This is a genomic window from Desulfatibacillum aliphaticivorans DSM 15576 (assembly GCF_000429905.1).
GTDB lineage: Bacteria > Desulfobacterota > Desulfobacteria > Desulfobacterales > Desulfatibacillaceae > Desulfatibacillum > Desulfatibacillum aliphaticivorans.
In genome coordinates, this window is the sequence record NZ_AUCT01000002.1 from 242,134 (window position 1) to 263,891 (window position 21,758).

Consider the following 21,758-nt stretch of genomic DNA (forward strand, 5'->3'; position numbering starts at 1 on the left):
TGTTAAAATACTGTTTTGCTCGATTCCCGCTGATCGTAATTTTGACCATTTTCCTTGGCTTTCCTCTTTCCGCCAGGGCGGACGAAGCGCAATTCTCAGGCTTGTATTTCACCGCCAAGCAATCCAACCTGGGCATGCCCGTCCTCCTGAAAGCCCAACTGGTGGACGCCTCGGGCGATCCCATTCCTGAAGCGACAATCTATTTTGACATTTATCATGACGGCGCCTGGCATGTAATCAACGAGGACGACGGCGGCTACATTACCGACTCCACCGGCGCGGCCAGCGTTTATTATTATGTGGACCCGACTCTCTCCGCTGGCGACTATCAAATCCGCGCCCGTTTTGACGGCAATACAAAGTCGGAAAGCACGGTTCTTGAGCAAACCCTTGAGACCAATGAAGCCGGAATTACCTTCGCCTTATATTTAAACGGAGATAACAATCTGGAGTCCTACGCCATAGATGACTTTTACAACGAACTGTATCCCCATGGAACGAACGAAGACGTGAATTACATTGTCTTATTCGATGGCGATGGAAGCGTTTACTACAACGGCGAATATTGGACCGGAACCAGGATGTTCATCGTCACCCCGGAAGCCGTGGCGGCGGGGACTTATCCGTATCAGGATTGGGGCGAGCAAAACATGGGCGCCCAATCCACCTTGCAGAATTTTGTAGAAACCGCCTTCACGGACTTTCCCGCTGAAAATAATGTGCTTGTGATTTGGGATCATGGAAACGGCTGGTATAGTGAGCCGGAATCAAAGACCCTGACTGCGGATGACACCAGCACGGCCACTCAAGGAACGCACGTGGAACTCCCTATTCCTTCACAAGTCGCCGCCCGGTTATCCTCTAAAAAAGCCGCCGTCTTTGATGCCGCTGAAAAAAACAGGGAATATAAAGGCGTCAGCTATGACGACTCGTCAGCAGGGGACTACCTCGGGCTGACCGAATTGTCCGGTGCATTGGAGCAAGCAGGCGTCATCGTGGATGTTCTGGCAATAGACGCGTGCCTGATGGGAACCGTGGAAGTAGCCTATGAACTCAAAGACGTTGCAAATTTTTTTGTGGCTTCGGCGGAAACCATTTCCGTAGCGGGATTTGACTATGACGACCTGGGTGACAGGATTGACTCAGGGAGCGCTTCCACCGCCCGGGACATGGCCTACCAAATGGTGGCGTCTTACAAAAACTATTATTTAGGGGATACTTATAACGCAACTTTGTCAGCGTGGGATCTCACGGAAATGGCGTCCTTGTTTTCGGCCTTGGAAAATCTGTCCACGGCCTTTCTGGCGCAATTGGAGCAAATTCCTTATGGAGAAAGTACAGCGCTCAGGTCCGCCGCCGAAGACTTAATTGATGACACATCCTGCTACGACCTCGGGTCGCTTGCCTACCATATACAACAGGAAATATCGGACACCCAGGTTGCCGCCGCCGCCCAGGCCTTGGAATCCCAGATAAAAGGGGTGGCTCGGGTCAATTATTGGATTCAAAGCGGAACCCGGTGGGGAAAAATCTATTCGGACATGACCGGAATGACCGGCCTGTCATTGTATTGGCCCCTGACAAGCAATTTTAATCCCAACTATGTGGATGAAAACGCCCTCAGTTTTGCCAATCAATCATGGAACAAGGTCATCAGACTGATTTATGATAGTACGGCTCCTACAGGCACGGTGCAATGGGTGCAGACGCCCCATGCGTTGAGTGATTCATCCATTTCCATGGAGTCCTTTACTGGCACGGACCAATTTGTCGTTACCTATAACCGACAAACTTATTATCTCGACAACACGGTGTATTACCAGTTCACATTCACCCAAAGCCCCACGGGCGGTTCGGGCGGAAGCGATTCTGACAATCGCTACGAATCCACTGTTTATTCGGATGAAGGCCTGGAGCCCAACCACCAATACTGCTACACGGTTTACGCCCACGACGGAGCAGGGAATGAAACCGACGCCACCGGCGAGGCCTGCGCCGTAACCTTAGCCCAGGCGCCCGCAGCAATAAGCCTGACCCGCAAAAATTGTAATCAGGTCCTCGCAGCCTGGGACCCGGGAAATAATCCTGCCGGTACGGAATACTATTGCGAGAATATGACCACGGGAAATAACTCAGGCTGGATTACGGATGCAGAGTGGGTAAGCGCCGGTCTGGCAATAAACGCGACCTATTCATTCCGAGTCAAAGCCAGAAATTCGGAAAATATAGAGACCGATTGGGTGAGTCTGGGAGATTTTGAATTAGGTCCGTGCGCGGGAGACATTAACACAGACGGCGTCGTTAACATCGCCGACGCCATTCTGTGCCTGCAGGTTGCGGCGGGTTTGGCCCCGGAAGGCATAGATAAAAGCAAGGCAATTGACGCCGAATTACAAGTTGGGCTTGACGAAGCCCTGTATATTTTGCAAATTAACAGCGAACTTAGATAAGGAGATTTTTTTCAGTTAATTAATTGCAAAGGAACGCAGCTTTGTTTAAAATTTTTCCGGCTCGACTTCCGCTGATCTTAATTCCGATTTTTTTCTTTGCCATAATCTCTTCTTCCTGGGCGGCCGCAACGGCCCAGTTTTCCGGCGCCTATTTTACGGCCAAGCAATCCAACCTGGGTATGCCCGTCCTTCTGAAGGCGCAATTGGTGGACGCCTCGGGCGATCCCATTCCGGAAGCGATAGTTTATTTTGACATTTATCATGACGGAGCCTGGCATGTAATCAATGGGGATGACGGCGGCTGCATAACGGACTCCACCGGCGCGGCCAACGTTTATTATTATGTGGACCCGACGCTCTCCGTAGGAAGCCATCAAATCCGCGCCCGTTTTGACGGCGACGCCAAGTCAGACAGCGCGGTTCTGGATCAGACTCTCACGACCAATAAGGCGGAAATTACCTTCGCCCTGTATTTAAACGGAGATAATGATCTGGAGCCCCATGCCATGGATGATTTTTATACCGAGCTATACCCCCATGGCGTAAATAATAATGTTAATTTCATTGTTTTATTCGATGGTTATGGGAGAGTTTACGTTGATGACGGATATTGGGATGGAACCAGAATGTTCATCGTCACCCCGGAATCCGTCGCTTCCCAGACCTATCTTTACCAGGAATGGGGAGAGCAGAATATGGGCGACCAATCCACTCTGCAAGCCTTTACGGAAACCGCTTTTAAGGACTTTCCCGCACAAAACAACGTGTTGGTCATTTGGGACCATGGAAATGGATGGTATAGCCAGCCGGAAACCAAAACCCTGACCAAGGATAACGCCAACGCGATCACTATAGGCGCGCATGTGGAACTCCCCATTCCCCATCAAACAGCCGCCCGCCTTGCCTCCAAAAAGGCCGTCGCCTCAATGGCTGCTGAGGAGGACATGGCGGTTAAGGGAGTGAGCTATGACTATCCGGCAAATGACTACTTAGGACTGACCGAACTGTCCGGAGCGCTAAAGCAAGCGGGGGTCATCGTGGATGTCCTGGCAATGGACGCTTGCCTGATGGGGTCCGTGGAAGTCGCCTATGAAGTTAAGGACGTAGCCAATTTTTTTGTGGGTTCGATGGAAACCGTTCCCCTGGATGGTTTTGACTATGACGACCTGGGAAACAGGATTGCCATGGGAAACTGCTCCACGGCCCGAGATATGGCCTACCAAATGGTGGAGTCTTACGGCAACTTTTACTCGGACTATATTTATCAATGCACTCTGTCGGCATGGGATCTCAAAGAAATGGCGTCGGTGTTTTCGGCTTTGGAGAATCTGTCCACGACGTTTCTGGCGCATATGCACAGCATTCGTGATATTTATTTTACAGCAGCCACGCGCGAAGCCACATCATTGATTGATGACTCGCACTGCTACGATTTGGGATCGCTTGCCCATCATATACAAGAGGAAATGCCGAATCATATGGTCTGTGACGCCGCCCTGGCCTTGAAAAACGAGTTAGAAGGCGCCGCCCGGGTTAACTATTGGCTGCACAGCTCCACCATTCGAACCGGTTATACGCGACCGTACTCAGACATGACTGCCATGACCGGCCTGTCAATCTATTGGCCCCCTCCATTGGAGTTTAATCCCCATTACGTAGATGAAAGGGCGCTCAGCTTCGCCAGCCAATCCTGGAACAAATTCATCAGGTTGGACTATGATCATACTCCTCCTTCTCCCGATGGTCCGGTGGAATGGGTCAGGGCGCCCAGCGCCCTTAGCGAGTCGGCAATTACCATGGAAATCTTTTCCGCAACGGATCAATTCGTCATTACCTATAACGGGCAAACTTATTACCTGGATAATACCGTCTACTACCAGTTCGAGCCATATAGCATTACAGGTGGAACAGGCGCCACCTGGTCGGGCAACCGGTACACATCCACCGTGTATACGGACGACGGCCTGGAGCCCAACCATGAGTACCTGTATACTGCTTTCGCTCATGACGGCGCCGGACACAGAACAGACAGAATAGACGGTGCGTATGCGGTCACTCTGGCCCGGACGCCGGGCCCGGGGGATTTTTCCGCAACCAATGAAAATGAAATCCTGGTTGTCTGGTCCCCGAACGGCAACCCGGATCACACCGAATATTATTGCGAAAATATTGGAACCGGCGATGTTTCGGGCTGGATAACGCAGACTCAATGGTCCAATTCCGGACTTGCATCGGATCAATTTTACAAATTCCGGGTTAAGGCGAAAAATTTGGATGGTGTGGAGACGGAATGGAAATCTTTGGGCAACGCCTGCCTGGGGACATGCCCCGGCAATGTCAACAAAGATTATCGGATAGACGTCGCCGACGCCATCCTGTGCCTGCAGGTTGCGGCGGGCCTGACGCCGGAAGGCATGGATAAAAACACGGCAATCGACGCCGAATTACAAGTTGGGCTTGACGAAGCCCTGTATATTTTGCAAATTGAGAGCGAATTCAGATAAAGCGGAATTAATATTACTGAGGGGAAAAATGAATCGCCTTCTATTACCGGCCGTATGTTCGGCCATACGCAGTCCCTTATTCCTGATTGCAATCTTGACAATTTGCCTTGCCCTTCCGCTTTCTTCATGGGCGGCAGCGCCCTGCCAGTTTTCCGTCTCCCATTTTAAAGACAAGCAATCCAACCTGGGTATGCCCGTCCTATTGGAAGCCAAATTGGTCGATGCGTCGGGCGATCCCATCTATAACGCCGCAATCTATTTTGATATCTATTATGACGGCGCATGGCGTATAATTAACGAAGATGACGGCGGCTATCCAACGGACTACTTAGGCGTAGCAAAAACCTTCTATTATGTGGATTCCGCATTCCCGGAAGGCGATTATCCCATTCGCGCCCGTTTTGACGGCGACGCCTCTTTTGACCCTGCCTCCATTCAAAAAACGCTGACAGCCAATCTGGCCGGAGTCACCTTTGCTTTGTTTTTAAACGGGGACAATAATCTGGAGCCCTATGCCATTGAAGATTTTTACGACGAACTGCATCCGCAGGGAACCAACGAGTACATAAACTTCATCGTTCTATTCGATAGAATCAACGGCTATGACTGGACCCATGACAATTGGTTCGGAACCAGGATGTATGTCGTCACCCCCGACACGGTGCGCTCGGACGTGTATTTGTATCAGGATTGGGGGGAGCAAAACATGGGCGACCAATCCACCTTGCAAGCATTTGCGGAAACCGCCTTTACGGATTTTCCCGCGGAGCATTCGGTGCTGGTGCTTTGGGATCACGGCAGCGGTTGGCAGGGAGAATACAAGTCTTTGCCAGCGGAGGAACGGGACGCCCCTTTCACCGGCGCGGAAATGGAGCTGCCCTTGCCGCCCCACGTGGCAGCCCGATTGGCTTCCAAAAAGTCAACGGCTCCGCCCGCAGGGGAGGATGAGAAAACTTTCCCCGTTAAGGCGATAAGCTACGACAACACCTCCGGCAGCGACAGCCTGAGCCTGACCGAAGTTTCCGGCGCCATTGAAGGGACAGGGCTGACCGTGGATGTCGTCGCCATGGACGCCTGCCTCATGGGCATGGTGGAAGTGGCTTACGAGTTGAGGAATGTCGCCCGCTATTTCGTGGCGTCAGGCGACAACGTCAGCGCCAAAGGCTTTGATTACGCGGATATAGGCCAGAGGCTAACGGCGGACAATGCTCCCGACGCCCGATCCCTTGCTTCGGCGCTTGTCGACTCTTACGAGAATTTTTACGGCTCATACGACTACATGGCAACCCTTTCCGCCTGGGACCTGACCCTTATGGCGCCTTTTTTCAGCGCCCTGGAAAACTTCTCCTCCGTCCTGCTGGAAAAAATGGACCTAATCCCTTTTGCTGAAAGGGCCGATTTCTACCTTGCAACCGAAAATATGATCCAGGGCCCCCTCTATTTGGACCTGGGCTCCCTGGCTTACCACGCCCAACAGGAAATCTCGGACGCTCAAGTGATTTCCGCAGCGGCGGATTTGGAAAGCCAGGTGCTTGGAGCCGCTTGCGTCAACTATTTCGTCCATGACGGCTATTACGGCAGTTACAAATACACGGACAAAACCAGCATGCGGGGACTGACAATCTATTTGCCTCCTCCGGATTACTGGGATCACAGTTACACCTATCCCCAGGTATTGAGTTTTACGGACCTTTCATGGAACCAAACCGTTCGTCTGTTATTGGACTCAACGCCTCCTGCTGCGGAAAATTCTTTGGAATGGGCAAAGGCCCCCTACGCTGTCAACGAGTCATCCATTGCCATGGAGTCCTTTTCCGCTGTCGATCAATGGGAAAACCCCGTCTATTATCAATTTTCGTTCACCCAAAGCCCCACCGGCGGGACGGGCGGAAACGATTCGGACAGCCGATACGAGTCCACGGCCTATACGGATGACGGCCTGGAGCCCAACCATCAATACTGCTACACGGTCTACGCTTATGACGGGGCAGGAAACCCGACTGAAACGATCGCTGAGGCTTGCGCAGTCACCCTGGCTCTGGCGCCGGGAGCAGGCGCCTTGCAACCAAAAGGCTGCGACAAAATTGAGGCCGCCTGGGACACAGGGGGCAACCCGGAAGGCACGGAGTATTTTTGCGAAAACATAACCACTGGAGAAGCCTCGGGCTGGACCGCGGACGCCCAATGGACCAGCAGCGGACTTGCGACCAAAAACGCTTATACCTTCCGCGTCAAAGCCAGAAACTCCGAATATGTAGAGACGGACTGGGTGAGCCTGGGCGATTGCGAAACCGGGGTGTGTCACGGGGACGCCAATGCAGACGGCGCCCTTAGCCTGGCTGACGCCATAGTATGCCTGCAGGTTGTTGCGGGCTTAGAGCCCGTAGGCTTGGATAAAAGCGCCGCAATTGACGCACTGCAGCAAATCGGGCTTGACGAAGCCCTGTATATTTTGCAAATTGAGGGCGAATCCAGATAGGGAGGGTTTAATCTTTTACGGAGGGGAAAAATGAATCGCCGTCAATTTCTGGCCGTATCTTCGGCCGTCAGCAGCGCCTTACTGCTGGGATCCTGCGCATCAACCACCAATCGCTACCAATTGCCCGAAGCCCTGGTGAAGCCGGACGAAAAACTGGCCTTGACCAATCTTTCCATAGTGGACGTTCAAACCGGGACGATCCGCCGGGAAAACTGCATCCTGATTCAGCAGGGACGCATCGCCGAACTGTACACCAAGGAAGACTGGCCTTCCGTGCAGGCGGACAAGGAAATTGACCTGCAAGGCGGCTACGTCATGCCCGGGCTCATCAATGCACACTGCCACATGACGGCGCCTTGCAGCATCGCCGTCAGTCCGGCGGCTTTGTTTTCGTACAAACGCCAGGTGGAAAGAAACGCCGAGGAATGCATCAAGCATGGAGTCACCACGGTCAGGGATATGCTTTCCGTGGCGGATTGGGTTTCCGGCGTCCAATGGCTCCAGGAACGCATGGACAGGGGCAAAATCGCCGGCCCCCGGATTATGAGATCCGTGGCCATAGACATTAACAACGGCTACGGGGACATGCTCACCAATTTCTCCACCTGGGAATCCTGGCACAACGTGGGCAGCATCAAGGAAGCCAGAAAGGCCGTGCGATCCTCAGCCGCCGGAGGCGCCGACGCAATCAAACTGTTCCAGCAGGAAACCAAGCTCCTGCTGCCCTGCAACGACCTGCCCCTCATGGACAAGGAAATGGTTGCCGCCGTCTGCGACGAAGCAGCCAAATGCGGCCTGCCGGTAGCCATGCATCATATGGAGATCGGCGGCCTGGGCAAAGGCCTGTACGGCGGGGTGAACACCCTGGAGCACATGGTGTGCGACGCCCCCGTCCCGGACGAAGCCTTGGAGAAACTTATCTCCCAAGGGACTTATGTCGTCCCGACAATCAGCATTCCTTACGGTTACGTTTTCCCCGTAAGGGGGGACGAAAACTGGGGTACGGAAAGCACAGCCTTTTACAATAACCTGAGAAGCGACACCTTGCAGGGCTTTTTGGGTGAATTCTGCGAACCCGTGTTCGTAGAGGGCGGCATGGATTTTTGCCGCAAGTTTTCCGATCCCGACTCCTACGAAAAGCATCACCTCATCCCTTGGCTGTGCCCTTCCATATTCAATGCATACGCCAACCAGGGCGTGGCCAATATCAGGGCTCTGTATGAAGCGGGGGTCAAAATGGGCTGCGGAAACGACGGCGGCGTGCCGTTCGTCTTTCCCGGAAACCTCGGGTTTGAAATGGTCCTTTTGGAAGAGGCTGGGTTGCAAACCGCAGACATCCTGAAAATGGCGACCATAAACAACGCCCACATTATTGGCATGGAAAACGATCTGGGAACCGTGGAAAGCCCCAAAATTGCTGACTTGGCGGTTTTCCCAGATAATCCTCTGAAAACAGCCTCAAACGCCCTCAAGCCTTCCATGGTTTTGCAGGCGGGCAGGGTGGTTTTTCAGGCATAAGATTCCACAAAGCCCAAAAAAGGGCGCCTCCCTTGCCCGGAGACGCCCCTTTTCAGCCGTGTTTATTTCATTGTTTCATGCAGATGTCTGGTGTGAGTTTTTTCATACCGGGGCCTCAATTTTTTAATTGCCAAGGATACTCGGGATACTTTATACTTTGTCCACGCTTTACAAGAGGGTGTTCGAGGTCTTTGCTTTTGGAATCCGGGCGATAACAAGCCGGGATTCCTTTGTCCTGATTACGGCAAAATATTCTCCGGTCAATCCCCATTGGTTAAACCAAAGTGGATTGACCGGTTTTTTTATTGTTTGACGGCGCTCATGATAATCCACCGCCGGGCGTCATGATGGCAATGAATTCCTGAAAAACCCTTCCGCTCCAAGGTTTGGGACAGCGCATCGGAGGTAAATCCCCGAAAGCCCATGCTGCGTGTATACTTTTCCCTGACGGCCCCCAGCAATCCATGTCCCCTGCGGACCGCCGCCACGGTAAAGCAGCCTCCGGGCGCTAAAACCCGGCCGACCTCCTCCAAAGCCTTGTCCGGGTCCGGGAACAAGTGCAACGCCCCGCAGCAATTGACCGCTTCAAAACTCTCATCTTCAAAGGGCAGGTCCAACGCACTGGCCCGAACATAAACCACGTTGTCCAGGCCCTGCTTTTTCGCCCGGGCGGCGCCCCAGCGCAGCATGGGAGCGGAGAGATCCAGGCCCACAACCCTGCCCTTGCCCATGGTCCTTGCGAAGGCCCGCGTATAGATGCCCGGACCGCAAGCCAGGTCCAGCACCGAGTCGGCGTTGGCTATGTTGGCCGCCCCGGATATGAGCTTCGCTTCCTTGTTAAAGGAAATCCCCAGGATTATGGCCGCAGCCAGGCTTTTGCGCCATAACCGGCTTTCGTAGATGTTGACGATGGCGGGCGACTCCATAAAAAACTGGGCCGCGGTTTTACTCAAATGGAGCTCCGGGACCAAATCCGCGAACCCGTCCCTGATAGGGTATCGCTCGCCGCATACCTTGCAGGTGAAAAAGTCCTTTTCGTCCCGATTGACGGAACAATAGCCCCCCTTGCACGAAGGACAACGAACCAGGTTTTCCGTAATCCTTTCCATACCCCCTCCTATTTCCGATAAAAATGAAAAAACCCGGAAGGCAGGCGGCCTTCCGGGTGAATCTGCGGCTTGAACGGCCGATATGCTGAGATGCTCCGGCCTGCAGGACATTGCAGGCCGGAGATTTTTCTTTTTAATAGCGGTAAATGTCCGACTTGAAAGGACCTTCCACGGGCACGCCGATGTAATCGGCCTGATCCGGGGTCAGGGTGGTCAGCTTGGCGCCCAGTTTGTCCAGGTGCAGACGGGCCACTTCCTCGTCCAACTGCTTGCTCAGGCAGGTAACCCCAATTTCTCCGGGATTCTGCCACAGATCGATTTGAGCCAAGGTCTGATTGGTGAAGGAAGAGCTCATGACAAAGCTGGGATGCCCGGTTGCGCAGCCCAGGTTAACAAGGCGGCCTTCGGCCAGGATATAAATGCAGTGTCCGTCAGGGAACACCCACTTGTCCACCTGGGGCTTGATATTGATTTTTTCCACCCCGGGCCAGTTACTGAGTTTGTCCATTTGAATTTCGTTATCAAAATGGCCGATGTTGCACACAATGGCCTGATCTTTCATTTTGGACATATGCTCGGCGGTGATGATGTCCTTGTTGCCCGTGCAGGTGACATAGATGTCAGTATACGCAAGGGCGTCTTCAATGGTGACCACCTGGAAGCCGGCCATGCATGCCTGAAGCGCGCAGATGGGATCGATTTCGGTCACGCTCACCCGGGCGTTCTGGCCGGCCAGGGATTCGGCCGAGCCTTTGCCCACGTCGCCGTATCCGCAAATCAGGGCGTTCTTGCCGGAAACCATGACGTCCGTGGCTCTCTTGATGCCGTCCACCAGGGACTCGCGGCAGCCGTAGATGTTGTCGAACTTGCTTTTGGTCACCGAATCGTTGACGTTGATGGCCCGGGTCAAAAGCTCGCCCCTTGCCTGCATCTGATAAAGACGGTTGACGCCGGTGGTGGTTTCTTCGGAAACGCCTTTCCATTCGGCGGCCACTTTATGCCAGAACTGAGGATCTTCCTTAAGAGTGGCTTTCAGTACGTCGTTAATGCACTGGAGTTCATGAACGTCCGTGGGTTCATCCAGAATAGAGGCGTCATTTTCAGCCGCATATCCCCTGTGAATCAGCAAGGTGGCGTCCCCGCCGTCGTCCACAATCAGGTTGGGGCCTGTTCCGTCAGGCCAGGTCAGGGCCTGTTTGGTGCACCACCAATACTCTTCCAGGGTTTCGCCTTTCCATGCAAAAACAGGAACGCCGGCCTTGGCGATGGCCGCCGCGGCGTGGTCCTGGGTGGAGAAAATGTTGCAGGAGGCCCAGCGCACATCCGCACCCAGTTCTACCAGGGTTTCAATAAGAACGGCGGTCTGAATGGTCATATGCAGGCTTCCGCTGATTTTGGCGCCCTTCAGGGGCTTTTGGGGGCCGTATTTCTCACGAGTGGCCATCAACCCGGGCATCTCATGCTCGGCGATTTCCAGTTCACGGCGTCCAAAATCAGCCAGGCCAATGTCCGCGACCTTGTATTTCAGTGCAGAGTCAGTCATTTAAGGCTCCTGTAATTCTATATAATGTTCTTTGGGAAGCGAAACCCGGCGCCCGTTCGGCTATGCCGCGTTTCGCCGCGAAAATTTATAATATAAGACCTAAAGCGCATTTTGCAAGGATTGCACCTTATTGGTCTTTTCCCAGGGAAAGATTTCCCGGCCGAAATGCCCGTATCTCGCCGACCTCTGGTAAGACCATCCGTTGGGATGAAGCAAGTCCAAGTCCTTGATGATTCCGGCGGGCCTGAAATCGAAAATCTCCCCGGATTCCAGCACGGCCTGGAGCTTCTCCTCGGAAACCTTGCCGGTGCCGTAGGTGTCCACGTTAATGCTCATGGGCTTGGCCACGCCAATGGCGTAAGCCACCTGAATTTCGCATTTGTCGGCCAGGCCCGCGGCCACGATGTTTTTTGCGGCGTAACGGGAGTAATAGGCTGCAGAACGGTCCACCTTGGAGGGATCCTTTCCGGAAAAAGCGCCGCCCCCATGGCTGCCTACGCCGCCGTACGTGTCCACGATAATCTTCCGGCCGGTCAGTCCTGCGTCGGCCCAGGGGCCTCCCAGGGTAAACTTGCCGGTGGGGTTGATGTAATACAAAGTGTCGGCGCGCAGCAGACCGGTGGGCTCCAGCAGTTCCTGCACTTCATTCACAATGTCCTCCCGGATCTGGTCCAGGGACACGTCGTCGGTCTGATGCGAAACCACGACGCTGGTGATGTACTCCGGCTTGCCGTCTTTATATTTGACCGATACCTGAGACTTGGAATCCGGCCTTAAATAGGCCAGCTTGCCGGATTTCCTGACGGTTTCCAGATGGCGCAAAATCCGGTGGGAAAAGGCAATGGGCGTAGGCATAAGCTCAGGGGTTTCGTTGGTGGCGTAGCCGAACATCATGCCCTGGTCGCCGGCGCCCTGTTCGGCGAAAAGCCCTTCCCCTTCCGTCACGCCCTGGGAGATGTCCGGGGACTGTCCATGAATATGGGTGCTGTAATGAAAGGCCTGGTCCCAAAAAAGCAGTTCCTCGCGATTGTAGCCGATTTCCCGCACAACATCCCGGGCGATGGATTCCGTGTCGATTTCATCCCAAGCCCCGCAGGTGATCTCCCCCGCAGTAATGATGGAATCGTGTGCAGCCATGGTTTCGCAAGCCACCCGGCTTCTGGGGTCTTTTGACAAACAGGCGTCGAGGATTGCATCGGAAATCTGATCGCAAATTTTATCAGGATGGCCCTCACTCACCGACTCTGAGGTAAAAACATGATCTGCAGATATTTTACTCATGGACAATTCTCCTAACAATGGACATATTCAGGCAATGGAAGCAACGGGCCAAATAGATGCGCAATCCGCCGGGTGCATTGAACATATCCCTGGAGAAGTTGAACAAGTTGGTCGCTTTGCCGATTAACCTTGCCGGTCCAGTTTTTGGATGACGACAAAAGAGTTTGAATTCACAACAAAACCGGCGGCATCCGTAACATGATTAGACTCGACTGTCAAGGCGCCCTTCCCCTTTGTTTATGCGCTTAACAAGCCCGGCTTGCGCTATGATTTTCGATGGGGTAGAATAAACTATGGAAAATCTTAAGATACTGATAACCGGCAATCAGGGTCTCTTGGGAACTGAGTGCGTCCGGGTTCTATATCCCACGCATGAAATACATGGATTTTCTTCCAATATTTTGGATATTCGTGATAAATCTCAGGTGGAGGGCCGGATTAAGGAAATCAGGCCCGATATTGTTGTCAATTGCGCCGCTTACACCAAGGTGGACTCATGCGAAACCCATTTTCAGGACGCCTGGGATGTAAACGCCATCGGACCTGAAAATCTGGCTCGAGCAGTGCGCAAATACGGCGGCTTCCTGGTCCATATTTCCACGGATTACGTCTTTGACGGCGTGCGAAGCATTCCACACCCATACACCGAGGACGACTCCCCCAACCCCTTATCCGCGTACGGCAAAAGCAAACTGGCCGGAGAAGAGGCCGTGCGCTCCTTGTGCCCGCTGCACGCCATTGTGAGGACGGCCTGGCTGTACGGCGCTGCAGGCCCGAATTTTCTGAAAACCATGCTCAGGCTCAGCAAGGAAAACCCCGCCGCCCTCCGCAAGGTGGTGAACGACCAATTCGGCTCCCCCACCTGGGCCTATTCGCTGGCGAAACAAATCAAGGTGTTGATCGAATCGGGAGAGACGGGAACCTTCCACGCCACGGACCAGGGCTATTGCACGTGGTATGAGCTGGCCGGGACCTTTCTATCCCTGATGGACGTGAAGCATAACCTGACTCCTTGCGAAACCAGAGACTACCCCACCCCGGCCCGCAGGCCTTCCAACTCCATCCTGGAAAACCAACGCTTTCAAGAACTCGGCCTGGATATAATGCCGCCCTGGCAAGACGACCTCAAGGCCTTTGTAAAAGCCAATAAAAAACAATTGATGAAAGAATAAACTCCACCTCCGGCGAACTGCTAACAAGATGAAAAGGCAACAATAACTGCGCCTCCGGCGAACTGCAAAACTGCTTAACAGCCTGCCTCCGGCGGCTTACTTTTTGAAAAAAGTAAGACAAAAACTTTTCAAATGCGCTTCGCGCAAAGGAAGTGACAGCCCCCCGACATGGGCTGTCCGGGCAATGTTATTTGCCGCGCACGCGTGGAGCCTCATTCTGAACCGCCCATTCCCAAGGAAACCTCATTTTGTGGGTGGCGCCGGCAAAGCAGTACCTTGCCAGTGTGCGCAGCATATTTTTTTTAACCCTGTTCCTTCCCTGTAACCTGTAAATCACAGTAAATCTTGTACATTATTCGGGAGGCGGTTCTTCAAAAAGATGCGGACACTGCTTTTTGACCATATCTTTTAACTCCGCATCCATATCAGCTTGAAATAATGACCCTGCGTGGCAGAGTTGATCAACCGTAAGGCTTTTCGCCCCCTCAAGATTTGTTTTAACCAGCATTGCGCCTTCAAGGTCTGCGCCTTCAAAGTTGGCGTCTTTGAAGTTTGCACCCATAGCATTTGTTCTATAAAATCTTGCATTTTTAAAATCCACGCAGGAAAGATTGGCGCCTTCAAAAATTGCTTTGTAAAGATTCGCAGCTTCAAGATTGGCGCCCATCAGATTGGCGCCCTTAAGGCTCGCCTTATAAAGATTGGTAGCTTTAAGATTGGCTCCAACGAGGATTCCATCATCAAGATTTGTTTTATGGATTATTGCCCCCATAATATTCGCTTTTACAAGATTTGCACTTTGAAAATTAGCTACCTCAAGGTTGGCTCCCAAAAGATTGGCTTTGTAGAGTTTTGCGCCCTCGAGATCAGCTCCAAAAAGATTGGCCTCTTTAAGATTGGCGCGTTTTAGGTTGGCGCCGTTGAGATCGGCGTTAAGAAGCATCGCGCCCTCAAGATTGGCGCCCATGAGGTCGACGTCTCGGAGATTCCTGCCCCGAAGATTCACGCCTTCAAGATCAGCAAAAGGTTCAATCAAATCTTCTCGAAATTTCTGGACCTTAGAGGGGATTAGTTGCTCTTTGATTCCATTGAGTTCCTCTTCCTTTGCCCTTAATGCTCGACGTAATTCCGTCTTTGCTTTATAATATGTATTTCCGGGTTCTTGAGATTCGTCAGTAGATGTCTCGTTGCTTCTACTTTCGAGATTTGCAATTCGCTCTTTTAATATGTTTATCTCATCTTGCTTCGCTTTTGCATTTTCCTTTTCCTTATTGAACTCCACTTCAACAACTTTCAAATAATTTCTCCAACCGTTTCGCAGCTTGTCAGACTGAGTAACCTCCGCGAAATACTGGGCAATTCGTTTCCTAATAACCACTTTATCATCGAGCGCTTGCTTTGTGAATTGAGCCAAATGCTCTTGTTCCTGGAGATTTAGCGCCCGCGATTGGAGTTGCGAGTTAACGCCAAGAGTAATCAACCCAACGGCTGCGCTGCCAACAATAATTTCCACAAAATGCAGCCATGCTTTGGATTCTTCCACAAAAACAAAGGCGCCATACAGGCCTATACCGGCCAATGTTACAAGTAGAACAAGAGAAATCACCAATAAGGTCATATAGTCTGGCTTAATTGTGTTTTCGCCCTTCACCCCTTGCCACACAACGCCTAGTAATAAAATCAGGGTGACCAACAGTATCCAAGCAGAATGGCCGTCCATAGCATTCTTCCTATTTGGATTTTAGTTTAAGATTTGTTGTTTCATTAGCAGGAAGGCATTAAATGATCAAGATCAATCACGCCAATATAGTTCGGCGCACAATGTAAATTATATGTATATTTAAAAAATGATCCTGGGACACAGGAAGTATCCTGTTTTTTTGGGATGGCGGCCCCTGGCGACCTATGTATTCCGCAGAGAAGCGAGTTAATTTAGTTTTACACTTTTGGCTTCCGGAGGGGGCCTACTTGTCAGCTCGTTTGTAAACCACCAGGCGCTGGCCGGGGACGATGGGTTTGTCCAGGTTGATGCGGTTCCACATGGCCAGGGTGGGCAGGGGGATGCCGTGGGCCTCGGCGATGCGCGTGAGGGAGTCTCCGGGCTTGACCACGTAGATGTGTCCTGCCTTTTGCTCGAACCATTTGGAGAACAGGGTCAAAAAGCGTTCGTTAAAACCGTCCGAAGCGCCTTTGGGAACCATAATACTATGGTTTCCGGCGGAAAGGTCGTAGCCCCTTAAATGGGGATTGAGGTCCTTTATGTGCTTGAATGACGTGTTCGCCGCCTTGGCCACCAGGGTCAGGGGGGCCTTGGCAACGGTCTTGAATTCCACGTTCTCCACCTCAATCAGAGGGTAGTAGTCCTCGGGTTTGAGGTGAAAGCCGAATTTTTCCGGGTGCTCCATGAGCAGCTTGGCCGATAAAATCCTAAAGATGTACCGCTGGGTTTCCAGGGGAAGGTACAACTGATAATAATTGATCTGCTCCTGGACCAAAATCTGGGACTCCAGCCCGTCTTCCCCCATGTTATAGGCGGCCGCCGCCAATGTCCATGAACCGAACCGCTTGTACAACTCCTTGAAATACAAAATGGCGGCGTCCGTGGATCGCCTGATTTCCCGGCGGTCGTCCACGTCCCTGTTGATTTCCAGGCCGTAGCGCTTGCCCGTCCCCTTTATAAACTGCCAGAATCCCATAGCGCCTTTGGGAGAGCCCGCATGGGGCCTCAAAGCGCTTTCCGCCACGGCCACGTATCGCAGATCCCGCGGCATGCCGGCCTCTTTCAGCTTGGAGTCGATAATGGGCATGTACCGGGTGGAGCGTTTGATCCAAAGCAGCACCTGGGGCCTGTCCCATAAGGAAAGCATCAACTCCTTTTCCAGACGCTCCCTTACCTCGGGGTTGTCCAAAGGAACCTGCTCCCCGCAAAAATACAATGGGCCGGTGACTCTTAAAGAATCCAACAGAGAGGGAACCGTCTCGTCGCCCGGGGGGGACAAAGGAAATTCGTCCACCGGCTCGTTGATGTCCATCTGCACTAAAGATGCAGCCGACGCCATGCTTGGAGCTTCGGCCTCGTCCCGGATTTCGTCCTCACTCTCGTCAAGGCTTTGTTCATCTTCGTATACGATGTACTCGTCCGCCACGGAGGGAAACTCCAGGTCCTGGCTTTCTTCCTCCACAATCCATTTATCTTCGTCAGGATCCTCGTTTTGGATGTCAATGTCGGGGGATGGGGGGGGCGGCGCCTCGCTTTTTCGCGTCTGGCTTTCCGGCGCCTCCGCCTGGGCGAGGCTCGCGGAAAGACTTCGAGTCATCGGAGGACGGGAAATCATTATCGTGTATCCGGACGCCTGAAGGCCGTAATATGCGGCTGCTCCAAGCCCGGCGAAAATCAAGAGGAATAACAGCTTTTTCATGGTCACCCTAAGGCGCTCACTAAGTATTTTTCGAACGGCGCGCCATTCGTGTTGGTCGGCAAGGGATTCATGACCGAAATCATAACATAGGCCAAGACTTCCTTTCCACCCCCTAAAAAAATTTTAATAACGGCCAGGGAAAGGCGGATTTTTTCGGAGCCTATTGCATTTTCAGGCCGTTGGTTGAGCGTATTATTCCACATTATTAGGGGATAGGGATAGGAAATGCATCACAGTCCGCCCCCAAAAAGGACGGACTGCGCCATTTTTACATATGGATGAGGATTAGAGATTGGTCACTTGTTAAGGCCTGCCATGCCTTCGGCGGTGTAGCGGTCCCCCAGGATGCTTCCGAGGGCGAAGGCCTGATTCAGTTCGTCCATTTCGTCCCCGGTCAGAACAACGTCCAAGGCGCCCAGATTTTCCTGGAGATATTTCAAACGTCTGGTTCCGGGGATGGGGACGATATCCTCCCCTTGAGCCAGTATCCAGGCCAGGGCGGCCTGGGCCGGAGTGACGCCCTTGGATGCGGCCAGGTCCAGCAACACCTGGGTTCGCTCCATGTTTGCCTGAAAGTTTTCCTCCGAAAACCGGGGCAGAAAAGGCCGCAAATCCCCTTCTTTGGATATGCCGGCGGCGTCCAGCTTGCCGGTCAGCGCGCCCCGTCCCAATGGGCTGTAAGGAACCAGGGCCACGCCTAACTCCCGCATGACCGGCAGCATCTCCTCCTCCACCTCACGGGTCCACAGGGAATACTCGGACTGCACCGCGGCGATGGGATGCACCGCATGGGCCTTTTTCAAGGTCTCGGCGGCAGGCTCGGACAAACCGATATAACGCACCTTGCCTTCCGTCACCAAGTCGGCCATGGCGCCCACGGTATCCTCAATGGGCGTGGTTGCGTCAATACGGTGGGCGTAATACAGGTCGATGCATTCCCGATCCAACCTATTTAAGCTGGCCTCGCAAGCCTGGCGGATATACTCCGGCTTGCCGCAGATGGTCCTGGCGTATTCCCCGGGCTTGCGCACAATGCCGAACTTGGAGGCGACAAAAACCTTCCCGCTCCACTCCTTGAGCGTCTTGCCGATCAATTCCTCATTATGCCCGAACCCGTACTGATCCGCCGTGTCCAGCATGGTCACCCCCATGTCCAAAGCCGCCAATAGCACCTTCTTGGACGTCTCGTCATCCGAAGGCCCATAAAACTCGCTCATGGCCATGCATCCCAGGCCCATTGCCGAAACCTCGGGGCCGTTTGCCCCCAATTGACGTTTTTTCATATCATCTCCTTTGGTTAGGTTTTCATTTCAGCTTACGTCACGGATGATACGCAAAAAGGCCTTGACCTTCATCAGAAAAATAGTCATTTTATTCCTAATTATGGACAAAATTATGCGAAACACTCTAAAAATCGCCCAGCAAATTGATTTGATCCCACACGGCCTGGACGTGCGCACCATGGCTGGGGTCATGGCCGAATATTCCAGCGAGGATCTGCACAGCCACACTCACCATCAAGTCTTGAGAATCCGAAGCGGCGTAGCCTTGCTGGTGGACGAAAATCGCAGGCAGCCTATGTTCGGGCCTTTGACGGCAGTGATTCCCGCGGGCCTGGCCCACCGGTCCGTGGTGTTGGGGCAGTCGGTGAGCTTTAAATCCATTTATTTGAAAAAGGATCTGCTCCCGGGTTTGAAGCAGGAAATTCGCTTGTTTTTTATAAGCCCCTTGAATTCGGCGTTATTCGACAGGCTGAAAATATGGGGAGTGCAGGATCTTTCCCGCAATCTGAACAGGGAGTGTTTGGATTTGTTCCTCAAAGCGCTGCCCGAAGACATGGAAAAGCAGGCCAATTTAGTGCGTTTGCCCGAGGCGGGCACGCCTTTGGCCCGGAACGCGGCTGAATTTGTGGAAAAAAATTATTTCCGGCCCTTGTCCATGGACGATTTCGCCAAGGCCCTGCCCTACTCCGGCCGGCATCTTTCAAGGCGGTTCAAGGAGGATATGCGGATCACCCTGTTCGAATACCTCAGGTTGTACAGGATCCTCATGGCGTCCCTGGCTTTATGCGGACCGGCAAGAGCCATCACGGAAATCGCCCTGGATTGCGGGTATGAGTCCCTTTCCTCGTTTTACCGGGATTTCAATATGATTTACGGAGCGCCGCCGAAATCCTTCAAGGAAACCTTTTCTCAAAAGCAATAGGCGATTTTCCAACGCGCTTTCATGCAACGGCTTTTTCCGGTGCGGCCATTTCCTTAAAGGCTGCGGCCTGCTCCCCATTGCCGATGATGGCGACCATGTCGCCCGGCTGAAACGCCAGCCTCCCTTCCGGGTTTGGATAAAGGATTCCCTTGCGAACGACTCCTACCACGGAAGCGCCGGTTGCGGTGCGAATCCGGAGCTCCAATAGGCTTTTCCCCGCCATGGAACTCTTCTCGGAAATTTCAACCCAGACAAGCTCCAGTTGATCCGTGGCCCGTTGCAGGTGGTCCAGGGTGGAGTATTCCACATGCTGGCTGAGAAGCGAATCATACAGATCCAGCCGCACGGCGTTGGTGAACCGCTGGATTTCCGTGGCCGGAATGTGCAAATCCATCAAGGCCTGGCGAGCGAACTCCAACCCTGCTTCATACTTGGGCATGACCACGTCGCAAGTCCCGGCTTCCTTGAGCAATTTCATGTGCTCCATAGAGTCGGCCATGGCAATGACGCGTATATCCGGGTTGGCATGCTTGGCCAAACGCAAAACGGTTTGGGAAGTCACCAGGGCCGGAGTGGTTATCAACACCAGCCTGGCCTTGTCCACCATCGCCCCTTCCAAAACGACTTCCTGGGAGGCGTCTCCGTACAAAACCGCCATTCCCAGCTCTTTGACCTTTTCCACCTGCCTGAAATCCTGCTCGACCATGACAAAATCCTCGTCCATACGCTGCAGAACGCGCCCCACGTATTGGCCGGTCCTGCCGCCGCCGACTATGATTACATGGTTTTCCATATTTTCTTCGGAAATTTGGATGGTTTCCATGGGAACGTCTTTTCGCAGGCGCTTCTGCAGGCTGTACAAAGGAACGGTCAAACGGGAGACGACGGGCGTCAAAATCATGGTTACAATGGCCACGCTTAAAAACAGGGAGTATAAATTCTGGTCTATGGCCTGGGCGGCCACGCCGGTTCTGGCCAGGACAAAGCCGAACTCGCCCATTTGAAACAGGCCGAAGCCCACGGCAAGCGGAACCACGTTGCCGTAGCCAAAGGCATGGGACAGCGAGTAAAAAACCAGGAACTTTCCTATACTGATCAAAGCCGCCAGCATCAGGATGGTTTTCAGGTTCGCCGCCAGAAAATTCAGGTCCAGCAGCATGCCCACGGAAGCGAAAAACAACAGCCCAAAAAGGTCCCGCAGCGGGACGATGTCGCTCAAGGCCTGGTACCCGAAGTCGGACTCGCTAAGCACCATGCCGGCCACAAATGCGCCGAAAGCAAAAGAAAGCCCCACAAGATAAGTGCCGTATCCCACGCCCAGGCCGATGGCCGTGATGGATAGCAAAAACAACTCCCGGGAGTTCCACCCGGCCACCCTTTTCATGACCCAGGGCAAAAGCCGGACGCCCACCACAATCATCGCCGCCAGAAACAAAACAGCCTTGATTGCCGCCACTCCCAATATGGGAAGGCCGGCCTTGGGATCGCTCATCTGGGGCAGGATGATCATCAAGGGCACAACAGCCAAATCCTGCACGATGAGCATGCCGATCATGACCCGGCTGGACAGGGTGCCCATCCACCCCTGGCTTTCCAGGGTTTTCAACAAAACCATGGTGCTGGACAGCGAGGCCAAGCCCCCAAGCCACAATGCATGGATCGGCTCCCAGTCGAACAAACGGCCTATCAGGTAGCCGTAGGCAATGATCAGTATAATCTGTATGGGCGTGCCGATGAGCGCAATCCGGCTGACAGGCTTGAGCTTTTTGAACGAAAACTCCAGGCCCAGGGCGAACAGCAGCAAGGCCACGCCGATTTCCGCCAGCAGCTCAATGTTGTGGATTTCCTCCGGGCTGATCCGGCCCCAGGTATAAGGCCCCACCAGGACTCCGGCCAGGATATAGCCCAGAATCAGCGGTTGTTTAAGCCTTTGCGCAATCAGCCCGCCAGCCAGTGCCGTCACCACAATCACAACAATGTCCGCTGCAATGCCCATTCATCAGCCTCCATGATCTTTGAAACATGCCAAATGCCGCTTTGGAATTCTATGGCTGATACTACACCTTGTCCTGAAAGAC

Annotated in this window: 13 protein-coding genes; 6 read left to right on the forward strand and 7 right to left on the reverse strand. The window is 53.1% G+C overall.

What is annotated here, in order from left to right; all coding sequences use genetic code 11:
* The first annotated feature begins 41 nt into the window (after nucleotides 1-41).
* The 4 genes from G491_RS0103295 (at nucleotide 42) to G491_RS0103310 (ending at nucleotide 8,951) form a co-directional block, all read left to right on the forward strand.
* Entirely contained in the window at nucleotides 42-2,450 is a 2,409-nt protein-coding gene (locus G491_RS0103295; protein WP_248635305.1) for a clostripain-related cysteine peptidase, read from the forward strand.
* 41 nt (nucleotides 2,451-2,491) lie between these two features.
* Nucleotides 2,492-4,954, forward strand: a complete 2,463-nt coding sequence (locus G491_RS0103300) for a clostripain-related cysteine peptidase (protein WP_028313563.1) — start codon at nucleotides 2,492-2,494, stop codon at nucleotides 4,952-4,954.
* A gap of 94 nt (nucleotides 4,955-5,048) precedes the next feature.
* Nucleotides 5,049-7,433, forward strand: a complete 2,385-nt coding sequence (locus G491_RS0103305; protein WP_248635307.1) for a clostripain-related cysteine peptidase — start codon at nucleotides 5,049-5,051, stop codon at nucleotides 7,431-7,433.
* A gap of 30 nt (nucleotides 7,434-7,463) precedes the next feature.
* Entirely contained in the window at nucleotides 7,464-8,951 is a 1,488-nt protein-coding gene (locus G491_RS0103310; protein WP_028313565.1) for an amidohydrolase family protein, read from the forward strand.
* Between the two features lie 302 nt (nucleotides 8,952-9,253).
* On the opposite strand, the gene G491_RS33315 is transcribed toward G491_RS0103310, so the two are convergent.
* The 3 genes from G491_RS33315 to metK all read right to left on the reverse strand — a co-directional run bounded on the left by G491_RS33315 (nucleotide 9,254) and on the right by metK (nucleotide 12,884).
* A complete protein-coding gene (locus G491_RS33315) occupies nucleotides 9,254-10,060 on the reverse strand; it encodes a methyltransferase domain-containing protein (RefSeq protein ID WP_051327003.1) in 807 nt (268 codons plus the stop codon).
* 133 nt (nucleotides 10,061-10,193) lie between these two features.
* The gene (gene ahcY, locus G491_RS0103320) at nucleotides 10,194-11,603 is read right to left on the reverse strand and encodes an adenosylhomocysteinase (RefSeq protein WP_015947272.1); all 1,410 of its coding nucleotides are present in this window, start codon (nucleotides 11,601-11,603) and stop codon (nucleotides 10,194-10,196) included.
* A gap of 99 nt (nucleotides 11,604-11,702) precedes the next feature.
* Nucleotides 11,703-12,884: a methionine adenosyltransferase gene (metK, locus tag G491_RS0103325; RefSeq protein WP_028313566.1), complete on the reverse strand. Its 1,182-nt coding sequence runs from the start codon at nucleotides 12,882-12,884 to the stop codon at nucleotides 11,703-11,705.
* 293 nt (nucleotides 12,885-13,177) lie between these two features.
* Here metK and rfbD point away from each other — a divergent pair, with 293 nt between their 5' ends.
* Entirely contained in the window at nucleotides 13,178-14,056 is an 879-nt protein-coding gene (gene rfbD, locus G491_RS0103330) for a dTDP-4-dehydrorhamnose reductase (protein ID WP_028313567.1), read from the forward strand.
* A gap of 352 nt (nucleotides 14,057-14,408) precedes the next feature.
* Here the strand turns inward: rfbD and G491_RS33320 are convergent, their stop codons facing one another.
* The 3 genes from G491_RS33320 to G491_RS0103350 form a co-directional block, all read right to left on the reverse strand.
* The gene (locus G491_RS33320) at nucleotides 14,409-15,776 is read right to left on the reverse strand and encodes a pentapeptide repeat-containing protein (RefSeq protein WP_051327004.1); all 1,368 of its coding nucleotides are present in this window, start codon (nucleotides 15,774-15,776) and stop codon (nucleotides 14,409-14,411) included.
* A gap of 244 nt (nucleotides 15,777-16,020) precedes the next feature.
* The gene (locus G491_RS29265) at nucleotides 16,021-17,475 is read right to left on the reverse strand and encodes a lytic transglycosylase domain-containing protein (protein WP_051327005.1); all 1,455 of its coding nucleotides are present in this window, start codon (nucleotides 17,473-17,475) and stop codon (nucleotides 16,021-16,023) included.
* A gap of 296 nt (nucleotides 17,476-17,771) precedes the next feature.
* Nucleotides 17,772-18,758: an aldo/keto reductase gene (locus G491_RS0103350; RefSeq protein ID WP_028313569.1), complete on the reverse strand. Its 987-nt coding sequence runs from the start codon at nucleotides 18,756-18,758 to the stop codon at nucleotides 17,772-17,774.
* A gap of 112 nt (nucleotides 18,759-18,870) precedes the next feature.
* Between G491_RS0103350 and G491_RS0103355 the strand changes: the two genes are divergently transcribed.
* Nucleotides 18,871-19,680, forward strand: coding sequence for a helix-turn-helix transcriptional regulator (locus G491_RS0103355; RefSeq protein ID WP_043809219.1), 810 nt, complete (start codon nucleotides 18,871-18,873; stop codon nucleotides 19,678-19,680).
* Between the two features lie 19 nt (nucleotides 19,681-19,699).
* Here the strand turns inward: G491_RS0103355 and G491_RS0103360 are convergent, their stop codons facing one another.
* Nucleotides 19,700-21,676 carry a monovalent cation:proton antiporter family protein gene (locus G491_RS0103360; protein WP_028313571.1) on the reverse strand — a complete coding sequence of 659 codons (1,977 nt, stop codon included), beginning with the start codon at nucleotides 21,674-21,676 and terminating at the stop codon, nucleotides 19,700-19,702.
* Nucleotides 21,677-21,758 lie beyond the last annotated feature (82 nt).